At 50.4% G+C, this 18,696-nt stretch carries 13 protein-coding genes, 2 tRNA genes and 3 rRNA genes; 1 reads left to right on the top strand and 17 read right to left on the bottom strand.

The genetic code is table 11. The features are described from left to right. Window positions 1–68: 68 nt before the first annotated feature. The 11 genes from AC5SV9_RS11990 to AC5SV9_RS11940 all read right to left on the bottom strand — a co-directional run bounded on the left by AC5SV9_RS11990 (window position 69) and on the right by AC5SV9_RS11940 (window position 10,423). Window positions 69–584: a prepilin-type N-terminal cleavage/methylation domain-containing protein gene (locus AC5SV9_RS11990; protein WP_475150083.1), complete on the bottom strand. Its 516-nt coding sequence runs from the start codon at window positions 582–584 to the stop codon at window positions 69–71. Between the two features lie 25 nt (window positions 585–609). Then, on the bottom strand, window positions 610–1,179 hold the full coding sequence (locus AC5SV9_RS11985) for a prepilin-type N-terminal cleavage/methylation domain-containing protein (protein WP_475150085.1): 570 nt from the start codon (window positions 1,177–1,179) through the stop codon (window positions 610–612). A gap of 82 nt (window positions 1,180–1,261) precedes the next feature. Then, entirely contained in the window at window positions 1,262–2,491 is a 1,230-nt protein-coding gene (locus AC5SV9_RS11980) for a type II secretion system F family protein (protein WP_475150086.1), read from the bottom strand. A gap of 4 nt (window positions 2,492–2,495) precedes the next feature. Next, a complete protein-coding gene (locus tag AC5SV9_RS11975) occupies window positions 2,496–4,226 on the bottom strand; it encodes a GspE/PulE family protein (protein ID WP_475150088.1) in 1,731 nt (576 codons plus the stop codon). A 4-nt stretch (window positions 4,227–4,230) separates the two neighbouring features. Further along, window positions 4,231–5,403, bottom strand: a complete 1,173-nt coding sequence (locus tag AC5SV9_RS11970; RefSeq protein ID WP_475150090.1) for a tetratricopeptide repeat protein — start codon at window positions 5,401–5,403, stop codon at window positions 4,231–4,233. Then, on the bottom strand, window positions 5,400–6,317 hold the full coding sequence (locus tag AC5SV9_RS11965; protein WP_475150092.1) for an ExeA family protein: 918 nt from the start codon (window positions 6,315–6,317) through the stop codon (window positions 5,400–5,402). The genes AC5SV9_RS11970 and AC5SV9_RS11965 overlap by 4 nt, the downstream gene beginning before the upstream one ends. A 2-nt stretch (window positions 6,318–6,319) precedes the next feature. After that, window positions 6,320–7,978: a pilus (MSHA type) biogenesis protein MshL gene (mshL, locus tag AC5SV9_RS11960; RefSeq protein ID WP_475150094.1), complete on the bottom strand. Its 1,659-nt coding sequence runs from the start codon at window positions 7,976–7,978 to the stop codon at window positions 6,320–6,322. Further along, window positions 7,971–8,291 (bottom strand): hypothetical protein, encoded by a 321-nt coding sequence (locus AC5SV9_RS11955; RefSeq protein WP_475150095.1) that lies wholly within the window; start codon window positions 8,289–8,291, stop codon window positions 7,971–7,973. Before AC5SV9_RS11955 ends, mshL begins: the two co-directional genes overlap by 8 nt. Then, window positions 8,269–8,919: a hypothetical protein gene (locus AC5SV9_RS11950; protein WP_475150098.1), complete on the bottom strand. Its 651-nt coding sequence runs from the start codon at window positions 8,917–8,919 to the stop codon at window positions 8,269–8,271. The genes AC5SV9_RS11955 and AC5SV9_RS11950 overlap by 23 nt, the downstream gene beginning before the upstream one ends. Beyond that, entirely contained in the window at window positions 8,916–9,512 is a 597-nt protein-coding gene (locus tag AC5SV9_RS11945; RefSeq protein ID WP_475150100.1) for a PilN domain-containing protein, read from the bottom strand. Before AC5SV9_RS11945 ends, AC5SV9_RS11950 begins: the two co-directional genes overlap by 4 nt. Beyond that, complete coding sequence (locus AC5SV9_RS11940; protein ID WP_475150103.1) at window positions 9,509–10,423, bottom strand: hypothetical protein; 915 nt, start codon at window positions 10,421–10,423, stop codon at window positions 9,509–9,511. Before AC5SV9_RS11940 ends, AC5SV9_RS11945 begins: the two co-directional genes overlap by 4 nt. A gap of 69 nt (window positions 10,424–10,492) precedes the next feature. On the opposite strand from AC5SV9_RS11940, the gene AC5SV9_RS11935 reads away from it, so the two are divergent. Next, window positions 10,493–11,449, top strand: a complete 957-nt coding sequence (locus AC5SV9_RS11935; RefSeq protein ID WP_475150106.1) for a 1-aminocyclopropane-1-carboxylate deaminase/D-cysteine desulfhydrase — start codon at window positions 10,493–10,495, stop codon at window positions 11,447–11,449. On the opposite strand, the gene AC5SV9_RS11930 is transcribed toward AC5SV9_RS11935, so the two are convergent. From AC5SV9_RS11930 to AC5SV9_RS11905, 6 genes are all read right to left on the bottom strand, one after another. Further along, a complete protein-coding gene (locus AC5SV9_RS11930; protein WP_475150108.1) occupies window positions 11,403–13,211 on the bottom strand; it encodes an EAL domain-containing protein in 1,809 nt (602 codons plus the stop codon). The two genes, AC5SV9_RS11935 and AC5SV9_RS11930, sit on opposite strands and share 47 nt — an antisense overlap. A 211-nt stretch (window positions 13,212–13,422) precedes the next feature. Continuing rightward, window positions 13,423–13,537 (bottom strand): 5S ribosomal RNA (gene rrf, locus AC5SV9_RS11925). A gap of 93 nt (window positions 13,538–13,630) precedes the next feature. Next, window positions 13,631–16,513 (bottom strand): 23S ribosomal RNA (locus AC5SV9_RS11920). 194 nt (window positions 16,514–16,707) lie between these two features. Then, window positions 16,708–16,783: transfer RNA gene (locus tag AC5SV9_RS11915), tRNA-Ala, on the bottom strand. Between the two features lie 91 nt (window positions 16,784–16,874). After that, window positions 16,875–16,951 (bottom strand) — tRNA-Ile (locus AC5SV9_RS11910). A gap of 72 nt (window positions 16,952–17,023) precedes the next feature. Next, window positions 17,024–18,560: ribosomal RNA gene (locus AC5SV9_RS11905) — 16S ribosomal RNA — on the bottom strand. The 16S, 23S and 5S rRNA genes sit together here with 2 tRNA genes alongside, the layout of an rRNA operon. Window positions 18,561–18,696: the final 136 nt, after the last annotated feature.

The raw sequence follows: 18,696 nt of genomic DNA, 5'->3' as shown, positions 1-18,696 counted from the left end.
GGGTTATCCGATGAACCACTAAATAAAAAAGTAACGCTGCCCGTTAGGCAGCGTCGAGTATTCAAACATCAATCATCACAACCACTTATGGTTGTAGCTATTGTCGGAGGGCTTTCAGCGCTTGTTGCATTAACATACCTTATGTAACAGTTTTTAGCGGTAATACCCGCTGCATCTGCTGACGCCGGAGTTCCTATTACAGAACTCTGTGCCAAGTAAATATCATTTGCAGCGCCAATGAAATATACCCAATCTGTGGATGCCGCAGCCGTTGTAATAGCCGAGGCATCCAACGTAGCAGCGGCAATAATTCCTGTTGCAGTCGCATTTGGGTAACCATACACAATAGTTATTCCGCTTGGGTTTAATGTATTTGGCCCAGCACCTAGCTGCCCCTCAATTGCAGCTTTCGCATATACGGTTTGCGTCGCCCCCTGCACTGCGCCTTTTAATCCAGTAAGCACACTAACACGGGCATCACCGGCGAAATTGAAAAACCGTGGTGCCGCAGTTACCGCCAAAATACCCAAAATTACGATAACAATAATTAATTCAATTAATGTAAAACCTTGATTACGTGTCATAAAGATACCTATTAATTATCTAAACTTAGTTTTTGAATACATTGACCTGACCGGTAGCAGGATTGTAGATAAATCCATTGCCCGGAGCAGCGGTGCCCGTAGGAGCGGCAGCACCAACAGTCGCAACCTGATGGTAATAGCATAAGTTTGCATCAGCACGAACAAACAAAGTATTAGCACTGTCGTTAAAATCTGCAGCAGTATTAGTCGCCCGTGGAGGGGCTTGTAAAATAGTATTTAAAACACCTAAACAATCACCGCTGGTCATCGTTGTAGCTAGAGTATTACTTGTAACAGCATCAGTAGTTGGATAACCACCGGTGCGGGTAGCAGTACCGCCATCTACCCCAACGGGTACGCCGTCATAATTAATCTGTGCGCTGGTGGAGTCCTTACCTGGCCGGCTTTCGACTTCCCACTGTGCACGTACAAGGCCCACTGCAGCAGCAAAGCCACCAGCAATACCTTCGATTGACGCTTCTTCCGCCTGTTCAGTGACATTTAAAAACCGCGGCAATGCTGTTGCTGCCAGCAAACCGAGGATAATTACCACGATAATCAGTTCTATTAGCGTAAAGCCTGATTGTCTTTTCATATTTGTTTCTCCCATCTGTTTGTTATCATTAGTATATCGCTAAAGTTTGTAATTACACGTTATTTGTCGGCGCTTGTTGGCGCTAACCATTGCCGCCTTTGTAAGCGTTTAACATATCCCACATTGGCGTAAAAATACCCAGCGCCAGGATCAGCACCATCACTGCCACAATACAGATCAGGATAGGCTCTATCTTGGCGGTTAAGCTTTTTAAATCAAACGCTACTTCACGCTCGTAAAAGCCGGCTACCTCAGACAGCATTTCGTCCATTGCGCCGGTTTCTTCCCCTACCGCCAGCATTTGCAGTACCAGCGGGGTAAACATCTGGCTTTGCTGGCTTACCCGCAGCAGGCTTTCGCCGCGTTCAATATTGCGCCGCATCTCGCGGATAATATCGCCAAGGTAATCGTTGTCTACCGCGTCTGCGACCAGTGTCAGGGCGCTGGTCATCGGCACACCGGCTTTAAGCATCATGCCGAAGCTGCGGGCGAAGCGGCCCAGCGTCGCGCGGTATATTACGCTGCCAATAATAGGAAAGCGGATTTTCCAGCGCCCCCAAACTTTACGGCCATTATCGGTTTTAATATAAGACCTGAAACCAAAGCCTGCGGCAACTGCCACTATCAGCATCAACGGCCAGTAGGCAATAAAAAACTCTGAACTGGCCAGCAGAGCTTTAGTTGACCAGGGCAGCTCGGCATTAAAGCGGGCAAACATATTGGCAAACTGGGGTATTACCGCCAGGTTAAGAATAAACATGGCCACTATCAGCGTCAGTAATACGAAAAACGGATAACGGGTAGCTTGTTTAATTTGCTTACGGGTTTCCAGCTCTTGTTCAAAGTAGTAGGTTAGCTGCAGAAATGCTTCGTCCAGCCGGCCGGTGTTTTCACCCACGTGCACTATGCTGACCATCAGGCGGCTGAACACCGCCGGATGCACTGCCATTGCCTGTGACAGATTACGGCCGTTTTCCAGCTGATCGACCAGTTCCTGTAATATTTGCTGCAACCTGAGTGAATTGGTGCTTTGCGCCAGCCCTTCTATGGCCCGGATAATAGGAATACCGGCTTTCATCAGCGAGTACATCTGCCGGGAAAACATAATCAAGTCAGTCAGAGACACTTTTCGCTGCCACAGCACCGGGCTGCTGAAACCGGGTTTATCTGCGGCGTCGTTGCGGCTAATCGTCAGCGGTATGTAACTTCGCCGGCGCAGTATATCGGCCGCAGCACTCTCGCTGCCGGCTTCAAGCTCGCCGCGTACGGCATTGCCGGTGCTGTCTCTTGCGGTGTAAATAAACTGCGGCATAGGCTTAGCTGCTCACTGCATCAAAATCAGGATCGGTATCAAGGAACTCTGACACCCGGATCACTTCATCAAGGCTGGTAATCCCTTGCTGCGCATATTGCAGCGCCATATTGCCCAGGCTGGTAAAGCCTTCACTACGATGCGCCAGCTCGGCAAAAGCCGAGGTATCATCCCGGCGCAGTGCATCTGCCAGCGGCTTGGTGATAACCAGCAACTCAAATACGCCCAACCGGCCTTTATAGCCACTGTGGTTGCACGACTGACACCCCGGCGCATGCCAGTAGCTGGCTGTAGCGTTGGCTTTGTTATGCCTAAGCCAACTGCTCTCCATATCATCCGGCTGGTAAGGTTGTTTGCAATACTCACATAACCGCCTTATCAACCGCTGCGCGACTATAGCGCGTAGCGCTGATGCCACCAGATAAGGCGCGGCGCCCATGTCGATTAAGCGCAGCGTACTGGTTACCGCATCATTGGTGTGCAGCGTAGACAGTACTAAGTGGCCGGTAAGTGCACCTCGCAGGCCCATTTCGGCGGTTTCCTGATCCCGCATCTCACCCACCATAATAATGTCAGGGTCTTGCCGTAATGTGGTGCGCAGTACATTACTGAACGACAAACCAATTTTATGGTTAACCTGTACCTGGTTTATCCGCGGCAAGCGGTATTCAACCGGGTCTTCCACGGTAATAATTTTACTGCCGGCCTGGTTTAACTCACTGAGCAAGCCATACAGCGTAGTAGTCTTACCAGAACCGGTTGGCCCGGTAACCAGTATCATACCGTGCGGGCTTTTGATAATACGCCTAAGTTTTGCCAGCAATGGCGCCGGCATACCGGTTTCTTCCAGGTGCAGAATACCGGCAGACTGATCAAGCAAACGCATAACCACTGATTCGCCATACTGCACCGGCATCGTAGAAATACGCACATCAATCTGGTGCTTTTTCACATTAATCTGAAAACGGCCATCCTGCGGCAGACGTTTTTCAGAGATATCCAGATTCGCCATCAGCTTAAGCCGCAATACCAGCGCAGACGCTATACTGACCTGATTCAGAATGCTTTCCTGCAGCACGCCGTCTACCCGCTGCCGTATACGCAGCACTTTTTCATCCGGCTCGATATGAATATCCGATGCTTTAACCTGAACCGCATCTTCGAAAATAGACTGCAGCAGTTTAACAATGGTGTTATCGGCATCGGTTTGCTCATCTACCGCAGTAAGATCCAGCCCCTGGTCATCACCATGTTCTTCTTTTAACTGGGAGGCAAAGCTCTCGATATCTTTAGTACGCCGGTACAGCGTATCAAAGGCTTCAATCAGCTGGCTTTCGCGCACTACCGCCAGCTCAATCTGGCGCGGCGCAAGCAGATCAGCCAGTTGATCCAACGCAGCCAAATCAGCCGGGTCACTCATGCCCAGTAATACTGAACTGCCGTGGTCTTCCAGTACCAACGCCCGGAACCGGCGGGCCTGCACTTCTGGCAATAACTGTACAGCTTTGGGGTCTATGCGTTTTTGCGCGATATCAAGAAAAGGCACACTCAGTTGCTGTGCCAGAAACTGCAGCAGTTGCTGTTCTGATAAGAATTTCAGCTCAATCAGGGTGGCGCCTAATTTACGGCCACTTTGCTGCTGTTGTGCCAATGCCTGCTGTAACTGTGGCTCCGAGATAATATTCTCGTGTACCAGTAAGTCACCCAAACGCATTTTTAAACGAGGTCTTTGCATAAGGTCACTCTGTTGCAGCTAAACGCTGCTGAATGTAATTTCTGCTGGCCGCGGTTAAGCTGTCGCCCCATTGTAACGCCTGACGATAATGCAGCTGCGCCTGTTCACGTTGTGCCAGCGCATCAAGGGCGATCGCAGCCCCCAACCACCAGCGGGCTTGCTGCGGCTGCAGCACGATAAGCTGCCTGAACCAGTCAAGCGCTGCCTGTGGCTGGCCAAGCTGCTGCAATGCAGTCGCTTTTAAACCGTAGTACTCTGGCTGTTGCGCTAATACAAACTGCGCAGGTAGCAACGTATCAACCCGCTGCCACTGTGCCTGAGCTGCAGCCTGTTGTGCCAGCAGCAGCTGAATATCGGCATTTACTATACCTTGCTGCAATGCCTGCTGCAGCACCATAAGCGCCTGTTGAGGCTGCCCCAGCTGATGCCACAACCGGGCTTGCTCCAGGTAGGCTTCTGCATTTTGTGGTGTTAGTTGCTGCAGCTGTTGCCATAGTTGCAGCGCCTGTTGTAGCTGACCAGCCTGTGCCGCGGTAAGAGCCTGCTGTTGTAACAGCGCGGCTTGTTGTTGCGGTGTCGCTACAGAGCGCACCACTTTCACGTCAGTTTCAGACTGGGCGTTCGCACCTGTGCGGGGCTCGGTATTACCCTCAGCACTGGTCGTATGCAAAGCGCCGGCGTCATGTTTTGCTGGCAACGACTGAGGTTGCGCCACTGCGTCAGGCTCAGCTGCGGGCTGTGCGTTGGCGGTGCGCTGTAATACGGTATCATCCCCGGCCTTAGTGCCTGTGGCCAGAACACTGTCAGCCACTTGTTCAGCCTCTGCGTCAGCAAGGCCGGGCTCCGCATTGATAACTGCGGCACTTTGTTGTGAAGCCAATGGTACAGCTTTCGTGCTAACTGATAGTTCAGCGCTGTTATCTGCTGCAGTCACAGCAGCTGCTGTGTCGCTGTTTACTGGTTTAACAAGCACCGATGCAGCTTCGCCTGTGTCAGGTAACGGCTCGCGCGTCAAAATGGCATAGACCGCAAATGCCAGCAATAACGCGCTTAACAGCAGTAACAGATTCAGCCACAGTGGCCGCTCATCACTGCGGGCGTTTAGTGGTGTTACTGCACGCTCTGACACATGCTGGCGTTTCTCCAGATCCCGCAGCATTTTATTCAGCACACTCATAGCGTCACCCATCCGGCTAGCCACTGACTGCCTGCTGCCATGGCGCACGTTGCCGCCACCAATGATGCTGACGCTACCCCATACCACCACCATGCTCTGGGTTTAGGCTGCACATCTTCGGTGTCCCAGGCAGCTAAACGTACATGCTGATAACCGGCATGCGCTTTGCCCTCGCCAAACGCCAGTAACAAGGCTTTGTGTGCCAGTATATTCACCAAACGCGGCACCCCTCTGCTGTAGCGCGTCAACGCCCTTAGCGCCATTTCACTGAATAGCATGCGCTGGGTGCCAGCCTGGTATAGCCGCTGCTGTAAGTAAGCCCCCACCTGCTGTCGGTTTAACAAAGTTAAACGGCAGGAAAACGAAATGCGCTGACGTAATTGGCGAAAGCGGTAACTGCTAAGCCGGTTGTCCAACTCTGGCTGGCCAAACAGTACTACCTGCAACAATTTACGCTGCTCAGTTTCCAGGTTCGTCAGCAAACGCAGTGCCTCAAGTGTCTCATCCGGCAGCGCCTGCGCTTCATCTATCAGCACTATGGTTTTTTTACCCTGACTGGCAAGCAACATCAGCTGCCGCTGCAGTAATTGCAGCAGCTGCGGCGGGTCGATATTAGCGGAATGTTTCAAGCCCAACTCCAGCGCTAATGCCCAGCGCAGTTCAATTGGGCTTAGGCAGGGATCGGGGACATAGGCAAGTTGCCAGTCTGGTTCGGTTTGCTGTAGCAACTTCCGGCACAGCAGCGTTTTACCACTGCCCACTTCACCGCAAACCTTAATGAAACCTTCTCCAGCGTTCAGTGCCGTTTTCAGCACCGCCAGCACATCATTGTGCTGCTGCAGCGGCACAAAGAATGTCGTATCGGGCGTTAGCCCGAACGGCATACGGCTAAGCTGAAAATGTTGCTGATACATAATTATTTTGGATACCAGTCACCGATGTAACCAGACGACTGCTGGATCTGCTGTTGCCATACGCCTTCACCAACAACCGTTGGTTTCAGTAATATCACCAGCTCTTTTTTCTTCTCGACTTTGTTCAGGCTGGTAAACAGTTTGCCTACCAACGGAATAGCACTTAACACCGGCGTACGTGACTCACTGTCACTGGTAACCGTTTGCATCAGGCCGCCAATCACCACAATTTCACCACTACGGGCGCGGATAATAGTGTCAGACTCACGGATATTACTTTGCGCCAGAGGCAAAATGATGCGCTCATCACTAAACTGAATGGTTTTGTTTTGTTCGGCAGTTTCGGTAACTGACGGGTGCACATGTAAAATAACACTGCCACTTTGATCAATCTGCGGCGTAACATCAAGTGCTATACCCGAGAAAAACGGCTGCAGAGAAATATTAGGCGTGCTGGTCGTGCCGCCTGCACCAATGGTGGTATCACTGCTGACGTTGGTAACAAAGTACTCGTCCTGCCCCACTTTAATCACCGCTTTCTGGTTATTCATTGCCGTAACCCGCGGGCTGGATAACACCTGCGCATTGCCCTGTGTTTCCAGCAGGTTTATCACACCATTAAAATCTGCATTGTTAAAGGAAATAGCAGTCACACCACCCAGCGAACTACTGATGGCGTTAGACGCAACGGCACCACTGGTACTAAAGTTAAAACTGGTGTTTCGCAGGTTCATAATGGCATTTTGCCAGTTAATACCCTGCTGATATTCGTCGTTAAGTGTCACTTCAATGATCTTCGCTTCCAGCACAACCTGACGCTGCAGATGCTGCTCTGACTGCCCCAGATAGGCTTTTACTGCTGCGATCTCGTCCGGCATGCCGCGCACGGTTACCAGCCCGGCTTGAGGCGTTACAACTACCATCCGATCCGGGCCATTACCCAGTACAGTACTGACGGCCTTCTCCAGATCTTTCCAAAAATCGGTCTTGCTTTCGCTTTGTATGGTGCTGCCATTAAACTGCTGCTGGCCATACTGCTGATTCTGGTTATTTAAATTACCCTGATTGTTATTACTCTGCGATGAGCCATTGTTGCGGTTATTCTGTCCATTCTGGTTATTTTGGTTATCCTGCGACACGCCGCCTGAGTTGACAGCAATAGACGAAAACCCCTGACGCTGCAGCATCAGATAATTCACAGCTATAGTTTCGGTGCGCAGGCCTGCCGGGTATATTTTGTACACCATGCCTTGCTGACGGATATCAAAGCCATATAACTGTTGCACAATTGCCATTGTCTCCGGCAGGGTAACCTGCTTCAGCTGAAGCGTGATCTGTCCACTGACGCCGGGGTGCAAAACAACGCTATAAGCAGTATCAGCCACAATAGACTGAAAGAAGTCAGCCAGGTCAGCCTGAGCTGCTGCAACATTAAAACGCGGTAACTGCGCAGCCTGAGGCGTGTAGCTACTGGCAATCAGGTCCTGAGTCACCGCATCCGGTACTGTCGGTGTTGCTACCGTAACAGGTTTCGTCTGCGCCGCTTGCTGCAGCACCTGCTGAGCTTTATCCGGTACCTGCGTAGGTGAAAATGCCTGGCAGCCACTTAACAGGACACCACTGCATAACCACAACACCTTGTTTACACGCTTATTATTCATATTGTTTTATCGCTGTATTAAGTAAAGGCAGTACTAGCTGCTCGCCGTTTAAATCCATAATCACTTTTGTTTGCTGAATATCCAGCACCAGATACTGTTGAAAACGCTGGCCTTTTCGTACCAAAACGCCATCAAGTACTGCAACGCGGCCATCGGCTGTGTGTTTAATCAGTTGTAGTTTAGGCAGTGTGGCCGTTACCGCACCTGCACTGCTAACGCCAGCGGCCTGCCAGCCAGCAGCCGGTTTTGTTGGATCCGCCTGCGCAACGGCGCACCAAAACAAACAGAGGCTACAGACGGATAAAATCTTCATTTTCACTCACCGTACCTAATTCTATCGTCATATCAGCCAACGGATATTCCGTGACGTTATAGTGCAGCCCCTGCCAGTTCACCAGCCAGGGTAGTTGCTCGATACGTTGCAATACCTGATACAACTTATCGTAATTAGCTGTCATCACCAACTTAAGCGTGTGCTGATACATCAGTGGTGGCTCACTGTCTGCTTGCCCCTCCAACCTGACAGGCACAGGCGGTAAAGTCCGCAAACTGCTAAGTTGAACACCCTCACTGCTTTGCAGCATATTTTGCAACAGTGTCACCATTTGCTCGGCGCCAATAAAATGACTGGCACTGAGTTTGATTTGCTCATTCAACTGTACCTGTTGCTGCTGCAATGAAGCCAGCCGTTCGCGGTAATCGCGATCAATATCAATGCTTAGCTGCTGTCGAAGCTCCTCGCTTTGTTGTTGAGTTTGCTGTTGTTGCCGCTGCATGGCATCAAGCTGCAATTTGCCTTTGTGCAGACTCTGCCAACCTGGCTCAAGCAAGTACACCAGCCCCAGCCAGAGTGTTAAGATAAGACTGCCACCCCAAATCAGTACTTTCTCCCTGTGCTGTAACTGACTAAAACGTTCCGACAATAGTTGCCACTGGTTCATTGTTCTGCTCCTTGCCGGGCCCGCAGCTCAAAACTCACGGCTTTTTTCTCTGGTACCTGCAGCATATTAACCTGACTAAAGCGCTGACCGCGGAAATACGCCAGTTGCCGCAAATTCTCAAGCCACAGCGGAACACTGTCCGGGCGCAGGGCTATGCCATTAAAGCTGCTAAAGTGTTGCTGCAAAGAGAAACCCGTTAGCCATAAGTCCTGTCGATCAATGTGTTGCAAATGCTGCAAAACAGGGCTGTATATCTGAGTTGCCTGTTGTTGCTGCTGACTTAGATAATTTAACAGCTGCTGCTTTTGCGCCACACTCTGAGCGGCCGTATCATACTGGCTCACTAACTCAGCCGACGGCTGGCGCTGCGCCAGTGCCTGCTGATACATAGTCATTTCCTGCTGCAATACATTCAGCTGCTGCTGTTCAGATGCCAGCTGCTTTGTAAGCTGAGCCTGCTGCTGTTGCAGATAAAGCCAGGCTGCAAACAGCACCAGCAAGATACACAGCCAGATTTGCAGCAGTCGCTTCAAGCCCAACCTTTCACGTATTGGCTGCAGCACAGCCTGATATAAATTTACCTGCTGCTTCATACGGTTTGCTCCGCCCTGGCCGGGCTGAGTGCCGCCACTGCAGGCCAGCTGCTTATCATTTGTTGTGTATTCAGTGAATTATCAACAACTGCGTTGCTTAATACCTCAACCCGGCTAAAACCAGTTTGCGTCAATACCTCTGTCACTATCTCTGCATTTGGCATCAGCAGACGAATATCCCTGACCGGAGGCTGCTTTAGCTGACTTTCGAAATAGTCCATAGAACGCTGAAGTTCAAGTTGCAGACGATCTAACTCGCCGTTGCGCAGCTCTGATTCCGAATAAAGATGCATGCGCCCCAGGCCACGGGTACGGCGGGAAAAATACAGTACCCCCTCGCGTACAATCTGGATCAGTACTTCCTGCTCTGGTTGATGTATCACCAGCATAGTTGCGCTCGTTGTTGGTTTCACTAATCGTAAAGCCAGCCACTCTTCAGGTTGAATTGTCAGCAGCTGCTGCCCGGATTGGGTTACCTGTTGAACCAGCTGCTTTAACCAACTGAGACTGGCTACCACGACATTTATTTTCGCTTGCTGTGCGCTGTGGACGGGTAAATCAATGTAATCTGCAATAATGTCTTCCGGGCTGATACTAACCAGATCTTTGACCTGCCAGGGTAATGCCTGCAACATTTCTTCTTCTGACAGTTCAGGCTTATCCAACTGCACCAACTGGTAGAAATCAGCAGCTAACACCAGATGTAAACGACTACCGGTCGGCATGACCGATAACATCGCCCGCACAGCCGGCTGCCAGTCAGCGCCGGTAAAATCCGTTTGCCGGCGTAATACCGTTTTATTGCCTTTGATCTGAGTCAGACTGACAGTAGAGCTTCCCAGATACAACGCAAACAATCCGGAATGATTCGCCGCTCCCCGACTGATGCTTGTTATTATTTTTCTCAGCATAGCGCTGCCATTAACGTAGAGTGTAACGCTATACTAGCGGCAAATTTAGTTACTGTCATGTGCTGAGCTATGTTGTATTCATCTGATATTCAGCTAATTACTCCCCAGAAGCGTTGGCAGGTGGTGCACCATTCAGTGCTGCAGCAAAAAAACATTCAACTGTGGATATGCCACCTTGATACGGGTTTGACGGAAGTCTCAGGTAATAAATGCCTTAAACTGAAATACCCCTTACTGCAGGTTGTTCAACACGGTTATGCAGGGATTGTGACGTTCGGCGGCGCTTACTCTAATCATCTGTGTGCCGTGGCGGCCTGTTGTCATGCAATGAGGTTAAAAAGTGTAGCTTATGTCAGAACCGACGAGCTGGATCCAACAAATCCTACTCTGACATTTTGCCGGCAACGGGGTATGCAACTGATAACGTTGGAGCGTGGCCGCTACCGCCAACGTTCCGAGCCCGCTTTCATTAATGAGATAACCGCTTTACACCCGGATTTATTGCTGGTACCAGAGGGTGGCTCTTCTGCTGCGGGTAGCCTTGGTGTGTCAGAGTTGGATTTAGCCAGTACGCCAGATGGCAATGCAGACCTTATCCTTTGTGCGACCGCGAGTGGCGGAACCCTGGCCGGCATTATTAACGGTCATGATTGCAACGTATTGGGGATCGCGGTAGTCAGAGATGCGTCCTTGCCGTTACGGGTACAACAGCTGATAAATAAAGAAAACGCCGAACAACAATGGCGGATTGACAACACCTTTACCGGTAAAGGCTATGGCCAGTTTGATAGCAACCTACTGGCATTTTGCCGCAGCATGGCGGCACAAAACATACTTCTTGAACCAATTTACACGGGCAAAGCCCTGGCGGCAGCTATTCATCTGGCTGAGCATAACCAGATCCCACCCGGCAGTCGGTTGAGCTTTTTTCATACCGGTGGTTTGCAGGGACTACAGGGCTTACGCCATCGTAATCTGATTACTGCAACTGACTTTGCGCTATTATCTGGGTCAGTGGCTGACTGAAATAAAACCCCTGTCCGCCCGCAACGCCCGATTTTTGCAGTGCAAGCCATTCCGCTTCTAACTCTACGCCTGTGGCAATAACCCTGACGCCTTTGCCGGCAAAACCCGCGATCAGGCCTCTGACGAAGAGTTGTTGCTCCAGATGTTGATCTATATTCCGCACCACTGAAGGATGTAGTTTTACCGACTCCAACGGCAACTCATCAACATAGACGGTATTGTCTATTACCAGCCCCACCTGATCGATAACCAAGGCAAAGCCTGTCTTGTTCAGCTTTAACATTTTGCTTTTCAACGGCTTGTAGTGCCGTAACAAGTGATGCTCTGCAATCTCAATTGCCAGCTGCTGCGGGTCAATCTGTCCCGAGAGCACCATGTGCTCCAACCATTCCCACCACACAGGATCAAGCAAAGACTGAACACTGACATTGACGCTACAACGGTTAAAAGTGCGGGACTCAACAGCACACATACGAGCTGTTTTAAGCAAGACATATTTATCAATCTCACTGGCTAAGCCACAGTTATGCGCCATCGGTAAGAAAATAGCTGCGGGCACACTGCCTGCTTCCCGGCTTTGCAGTCGGATCAACACCTCATGTTGCAAGATATCTCTTTCTTGCCAGGAAAATACTGGCTGAAAACTCAGGCTGAAGCGATGCTCCAATAGTGCTTTACTAAGTTCTGAACGCCACCACACAGAGCCTTTTGCCTGCGGCTTGTCTTGTTGAACGAAACCATAAGCAGCATTTGGGCCGTGCAGCTGGGCGGTTTTCAATGCCATATCAGCTTCAGATAGAACCTGATAAGAAGTTTGGCCACGCTGATAGCCGGCATAACCTATATGTACAACATCATGTTCAAGGGCCTCACTGAAACAGCTGGCCCGGCTTAACAATACGGCGATCTTGTCACCCAGCTTCTCCATATCCTTAGACGCCAGGCCTGCCACTAACAAGGCCAGATCATTATCTGCCAGCCTGGCTATTACTGTATCGCTGTAGCTGGCAATAACACCTTGCAGAATATCAACACAAGCCCGCAGCCTTAAAAACGGCCTTGCACCGGCTGCGTTGGGCTCTGGCGCTGCCAGCTGAATAATAAACAAAGCGCCAAACGCTACCTCAGAGGTATCACTTAAATAGTGCTGTAGCTTGCTTTCAAAAAATACCCGGTTACCAATCGCCAATTCATGATCGATCAATCCCTGCACACGCACCAGATGCCGCACTTCCTGATCACGTCGTAATAACTGCTCTAAATTTTGCACTACTTTATGCAAACGTTGATGGGATGGGGAACCCTTTTCCACGCGCAATTCCAGTTTAGTCTCCAGCTGTTCTAGTAAGCCATGTACAACCAGCTCTTCATTAGCAAGCATCTTTAGCTGGCGTAGCCATAACCACCACAATGGCATCAGGATTAATAAAAATATGAGATTAGAGACAAGATAAGCCCAGAAACCAGATGTAACTAACAATGCTTTATCAACGAATACCAAAGTATCCTGTAGCTGAAAACTAAGATAATCTGCAGCGCCTTGCGGCTCGGAGGTTAGGCCGAAATGCGAAGTCAACCAACGTGGCCCTGCAGCATCAGTTGATCCTACCCCTTGAGCTGACTGAAACAGAACATGTGCTTGCTGGCGCACATCGTAATACTGCATTGCAAAATGACAAATATTAAAGGCAAACAGCAATGCCAATAAAGCCAAAAGCTGAAAGCGACGCATCCGCTGTCTGGGAAACTGTAGTAAATACACAGCCAACTCCTTTTGTAACTGCCTACAAGTGTTAATCGTTGCAGAGGATTTGTCGAGTTTTTATCTGTGAAAGCAATAAAATAAAACCCGCCGCGTTGTTGAGGGTGTTGAGTATTGTGCTGCAGCGGGGCGAGCAGCGGTGAACGATACGTTCTGGCCGCCAAACACAAAAAGGCCTACCGGTTAAGGTAGGCCTTCTGCTTTATGAGGCGCCTGGCGGTGAACTACTCTCGCATAGCGAATGCTACACTACCATCGTCGCAGCTGCGTTTCACTTCTGAGTTCGGAATGGGATCAGGTGGTTCCACAGCGCTATTGCCACCAGGCAAAAACGGTTTGTCTGTCTTTAACTTAGCAAGCTTGTAGTATGCACACTGTATTTCTGTTGGCTTTTCAGCCTAAAACATCTTTGGCGTTGTATGGTTAAGCCTCTCGGGCAATTAGTATGAGTTAGCTTAACGCCTCACAGCGCTTCCACACCTCACCTATCAACGTTGTGGTCTCCAACGACCCTTTAGCAGACTTAAAGTCTGAGGGATGACTCATCTTGTGGCCGGCTTCCCGCTTAGATGCTTTCAGCGGTTATCCGTTCCGAACGTAGCTACCGGGCAGTGCCATTGGCATGACAACCCGAACACCAGCGGTTCGTTCACTCCGGTCCTCTCGTACTAGGAGCAACTCCACTCAATCATCCAACGCCCACGGCAGATAGGGACCGAACTGTCTCACGACGTTCTAAACCCAGCTCGCGTACCACTTTAAATGGCGAACAGCCATACCCTTGGGACCGACTTCAGCCCCAGGATGTGATGAGCCGACATCGAGGTGCCAAACACCGCCGTCGATATGAACTCTTGGGCGGTATCAGCCTGTTATCCCCGGAGTACCTTTTATCCGTTGAGCGATGGCCCTTCCATACAGAACCACCGGATCACTATGACCTACTTTCGTACCTGCTCGACGTGTCTGTCTCGCAGTTAAGCTGGCTTCTACCATTACACTAACCGTACGATGTCCGACCGTACTTAGCCAACCTTCGTGCTCCTCCGTTACTCTTTAGGAGGAGACCGCCCCAGTCAAACTACCCACCAGACACTGTCCGCAATCCCGGTTCAGGGACCTACGTTAGAACATCAAACATACAAGGGTGGTATTTCAAGGACGGCTCCACGATAACTGGCGTTACCGCTTCAAAGCCTCCCACCTATCCTACACATGTAGGGTCAATGTTCAGTGCCAAGCTATAGTAAAGGTTCACGGGGTCTTTCCGTCTAGCCGCGGGTATACGGCATCTTCACCGCAATTTCAATTTCACTGAGTCTCGGCTGGAGACAGCCTGGCCATCATTACACCATTCGTGCAGGTCGGAACTTACCCGACAAGGAATTTCGCTACCTTAGGACCGTTATAGTTACGGCCGCCGTTTACCGGGGCTTCGATCAAGAGCTTCGCTTGCGCTAACCCCATCAATTAACCTTCCGGCACCGGGCAGGTGTCACACCCTATACGTCCTCTTACGAGTTTGCAGAGTGCTGTGTTTTTAATAAACAGTTGCAGCCAGCTGGTCACTGCGACTCTTCACTGCTTACGGAGCAAGTCCTTCACAGCAAAGAGCGTACCTTCTCCCGAAGTTACGGTACTATTTTGCCTAGTTCCTTCAGCCGAGTTCTCTCAAGCGCCTTGGTATGCTCTACCTGACCACCTGTGTCGGTTTAGGGTACGGTCACCAATACCTGAAGCTTAGAGGCTTTTCCTGGAAGCATAGCGTTAGCAACTTCGTCACCGTGGTGACTCGTCTCGTATCTCAGTCTTAAGCATCCGGATTTTCCTAAACGCTCAACCTACATACTTTCACGCGGACTACCAACGCCGCGCTTGCCTAGCTTTCTCCGTCCCCCCATCGCAGTATTGGCCGGTACGGGAATATTAACCCGTTTCCCATCGACTACGCCTTTCAGCCTCGCCTTAGGGGCCGACTCACCCTACCCTGATTAGCATGGGATAGGAACCCTTGGTCTTTCGGCGGGGAAGTTTTTCACTCCCCTTATCGTTACTCATGTCAGCATTCGCACTTCTGATACCTCCAGCAACCCTCCCGGGTCACCTTCACAGGCTTACAGAACGCTCCTCTACCACTTGTGCAAGCACAAGTCCGCAGCTTCGGTGAATGATTTAGCCCCGTTACATCTTCCGCGCAGGCCGACTCGACTAGTGAGCTATTACGCTTTCTTTAAAGGGTGGCTGCTTCTAAGCCAACCTCCTAGCTGTCTATGCCTTCCCACATCGTTTTCCACTTAATCATTACTTTGGGACCTTAGCTGGCGGTCTGGGTTGTTTCCCTTTTCACGACGGACGTTAGCACCCGCCGTGTGTCTCCCGAGTAGTACTCATTGGTATTCGGAGTTTGCATGGGGTTGGTAAGTCGGGATGACCCCCTAGCCCAAACAGTGCTCTACCCCCAATGGTATTCGCTCGAGGCGCTACCTAAATAGCTTTCGAGGAGAACCAGATATCTCCGAGCTTGATTAGCCTTTCACTCCGATCCACAAGTCATCCCCATCTTTTTCAACAGATGTGGGTTCGGTCCTCCAGTTAGTGTTACCCAACCTTCAACCTGCTCATGGATAGATCGCCCGGTTTCGGGTCTACACCCTGCAACTATTCGCCCAGTTAAGACTCGGTTTCCCTACGGCTCCCCTATTCGGTTAACCTCGCTACAGAATGTAAGTCGCTGACCCATTATACAAAAGGTACGCAGTCACACCACGAAGGTGCTCCCACTGCTTGTACGTACACGGTTTCAGGTTCTATTTCACTCCCCTTACAGGGGTTCTTTTCGCCTTTCCCTCACGGTACTGGTTCACTATCGGTCAGTCAGGAGTATTTAGCCTTGGAGGATGGTCCCCCCATGTTCAAACAGGATACCACGTGTCCCGTCCTACTCGTTTTCACTAAAAAGGCATTGTCGTGTACGGGGCTATCACCCTGTATCGCTCATATTTCCACATGATTCCACTAACACCAATCCAGCTTAAGGGCTACTCCGCGTTCGCTCGCCGCTACTAACGGAATCTCGGTTGATTTCTTTTCCTCGGGGTACTTAGATGTTTCAGTTCTCCCGGTTTGCCTCCTTAACCTATGTATTCAGTTAAGGATAGTGAGTAAACTCACTGGGTTTCCCCATTCGGACATCTGCGGGTCTAACGCCTCTTACCGGCTTCCCACAGCTTTTCGCAGGTTAGTACGTCCTTCATCGCCTCTGACTGCCAAGGCATCCACCGTGTACGCTTAGTCACTTAACCATACAACCCAAAAATGTTTTTGTGTCGTACAGTGTGCTTTGCTATACACTCTCTCGCTTGAGTTCGAGAGGTTGCTTAGCTTGTTTTTTACTACTATCAGCTTGCCAAATTGTTAAAGAGCAGTTTGAGATTAAACTCAAATCAAATCATTCTCGTAAGAACAGTTTCATTTGAATTTCAACACACTAAAGGAATGGTGGAGTTAAGCGGGATCGAACCGCTGACCTCCTGCGTGCAAGGCAGGCGCTCTCCCAGCTGAGCTATAACCCCAATCTAGTTAATTTCGCTTTAGACAAGGCGCTTTCCTGTGAAGCATACTTAGGTATGCAAGCAGGGAAGCAACGCCGTATAACGCGGAATTTGGTGGGTCTGAGTAGACTCGAACTACCGACCTCACCCTTATCAGGGGTGCGCTCTAACCACCTGAGCTACAGACCCAATCTGTACGTGTGCTCTATCTCATGCAATCAATCATCTGTGTGAACACTTATAACTTCATGTCACTTTAGGTAAGGAGGTGATCCAACCGCAGGTTCCCCTACGGTTACCTTGTTACGACTTCACCCCAGTCATGAATCACAAAGTGGTAAGCGCCCTCCCGAAGGTTAAGCTACCTACTTCTTTTGCAACCCACTCCCATGGTGTGACGGGCGGTGTGTACAAGGCCCGGGAACGTATTCACCGCAACATTCTGATTTGCGATTACTAGCGATTCCGACTTCATGGAGTCGAGTTGCAGACTCCAATCCGGACTACGATACGCTTTAAGAGATCCGCTCACTGTCGCCAGCTTGCCTCCCTCTGTACGTACCATTGTAGCACGTGTGTAGCCCTACTCGTAAGGGCCATGATGACTTGACGTCGTCCCCACCTTCCTCCGGTTTATCACCGGCAGTCTCCCTAGAGTTCCCACCATTACGTGCTGGCAACTAAGGATAAGGGTTGCGCTCGTTGCGGGACTTAACCCAACATTTCACAACACGAGCTGACGACAGCCATGCAGCACCTGTCTTAGCGTTCCCGAAGGCACAACTGCATCTCTGCAATCTTCGCTAGATGTCAAGAGTAGGTAAGGTTCTTCGCGTTGCGTCGAATTAAACCACATGCTCCACCGCTTGTGCGGGCCCCCGTCAATTCATTTGAGTTTTAATCTTGCGACCGTACTCCCCAGGCGGTCTACTTAGTGCGTTAGCTGCGCTACTCACAGTACAAGACCACGAACAGCTAGTAGACATCGTTTACGGCGTGGACTACCAGGGTATCTAATCCTGTTTGCTCCCCACGCTTTCGCACCTGAGCGTCAGTATTGTGCCAGGGGGCCGCCTTCGCCACTGGTATTCCTCCAAATCTCTACGCATTTCACCGCTACACTTGGAATTCTACCCCCCTCTCACATACTCTAGCGTGCCAGTTTTGAATGCAATTCCCAGGTTGAGCCCGGGGCTTTCACATCCAACTTAACACACCGCCTACGTGCGCTTTACGCCCAGTAATTCCGATTAACGCTTGCACCCTCCGTATTACCGCGGCTGCTGGCACGGAGTTAGCCGGTGCTTCTTCTGCGAGTAACGTCAAAATGCTGTGCTATTAACACAACACCCTTCCTCCTCGCTGAAAGTGCTTTACAACCCGAAGGCCTTCTTCACACACGCGGCATGGCTGGATCAGGCTTGCGCCCATTGTCCAATATTCCCCACTGCTGCCTCCCGTAGGAGTCTGGACCGTGTCTCAGTTCCAGTGTGGCTGATCATCCTCTCAAACCAGCTAGGGATCGTCGCCTTGGTGAGCCATTACCCCACCAACTAGCTAATCCCATATAGGTGCATCCGATAGCATGTGGCCCGAAGGTCCCACACTTTGGTCCGTAGACATTATGCGGTATTAACAGTCGTTTCCAACTGGTATCCCCCTCTATCGGGCAGCTCCCTATACATTACTCACCCGTCCGCCGCTAAATCCAGGAGCAAGCTCCCTTCATTCGCTCGACTTGCATGTGTTAGGCCTGCCGCCAGCGTTCAATCTGAGCCATGATCAAACTCTTCAATTAAAAGTGTTTGCTGTCCATAAAGGACTGCTCAGTCTTACTGACTTAAAACATATTTCTATGTAAGTCACTCAACCGATAAATTTCATTTTGTGAAATCCATCATAAGTGCCCACACAGATGATTGATTGCGAATTGT

The organism is Rheinheimera sp. ATLC3, from assembly GCF_059429535.1.
This window is presented reverse-complemented; position numbering and strand designations above follow the sequence as displayed.

Coding starts and splice junctions, on each gene's coding strand:
- AC5SV9_RS11990 (WP_475150083.1), bottom strand. CDS start 584: ATGACACGTAATCAAGGTTTTACATTAATTGAATTAATTATTGTTATC.
- AC5SV9_RS11950 (WP_475150098.1), bottom strand. CDS start 8,919: ATGAACCAGTGGCAACTATTGTCGGAACGTTTTAGTCAGTTACAGCAC.
- AC5SV9_RS11985 (WP_475150085.1), bottom strand. CDS start 1,179: ATGAAAAGACAATCAGGCTTTACGCTAATAGAACTGATTATCGTGGTA.
- AC5SV9_RS11935 (WP_475150106.1), top strand. CDS start 10,493: ATGTTGTATTCATCTGATATTCAGCTAATTACTCCCCAGAAGCGTTGG.
- AC5SV9_RS11955 (WP_475150095.1), bottom strand. CDS start 8,291: ATGAAGATTTTATCCGTCTGTAGCCTCTGTTTGTTTTGGTGCGCCGTT.
- AC5SV9_RS11970 (WP_475150090.1), bottom strand. CDS start 5,403: ATGAGTGTGCTGAATAAAATGCTGCGGGATCTGGAGAAACGCCAGCAT.
- mshL (WP_475150094.1), bottom strand. CDS start 7,978: ATGAATAATAAGCGTGTAAACAAGGTGTTGTGGTTATGCAGTGGTGTC.
- AC5SV9_RS11965 (WP_475150092.1), bottom strand. CDS start 6,317: ATGTATCAGCAACATTTTCAGCTTAGCCGTATGCCGTTCGGGCTAACG.
- AC5SV9_RS11945 (WP_475150100.1), bottom strand. CDS start 9,512: ATGAAGCAGCAGGTAAATTTATATCAGGCTGTGCTGCAGCCAATACGT.
- AC5SV9_RS11940 (WP_475150103.1), bottom strand. CDS start 10,423: ATGCTGAGAAAAATAATAACAAGCATCAGTCGGGGAGCGGCGAATCAT.
- AC5SV9_RS11980 (WP_475150086.1), bottom strand. CDS start 2,491: ATGCCGCAGTTTATTTACACCGCAAGAGACAGCACCGGCAATGCCGTA.
- AC5SV9_RS11975 (WP_475150088.1), bottom strand. CDS start 4,226: ATGCAAAGACCTCGTTTAAAAATGCGTTTGGGTGACTTACTGGTACAC.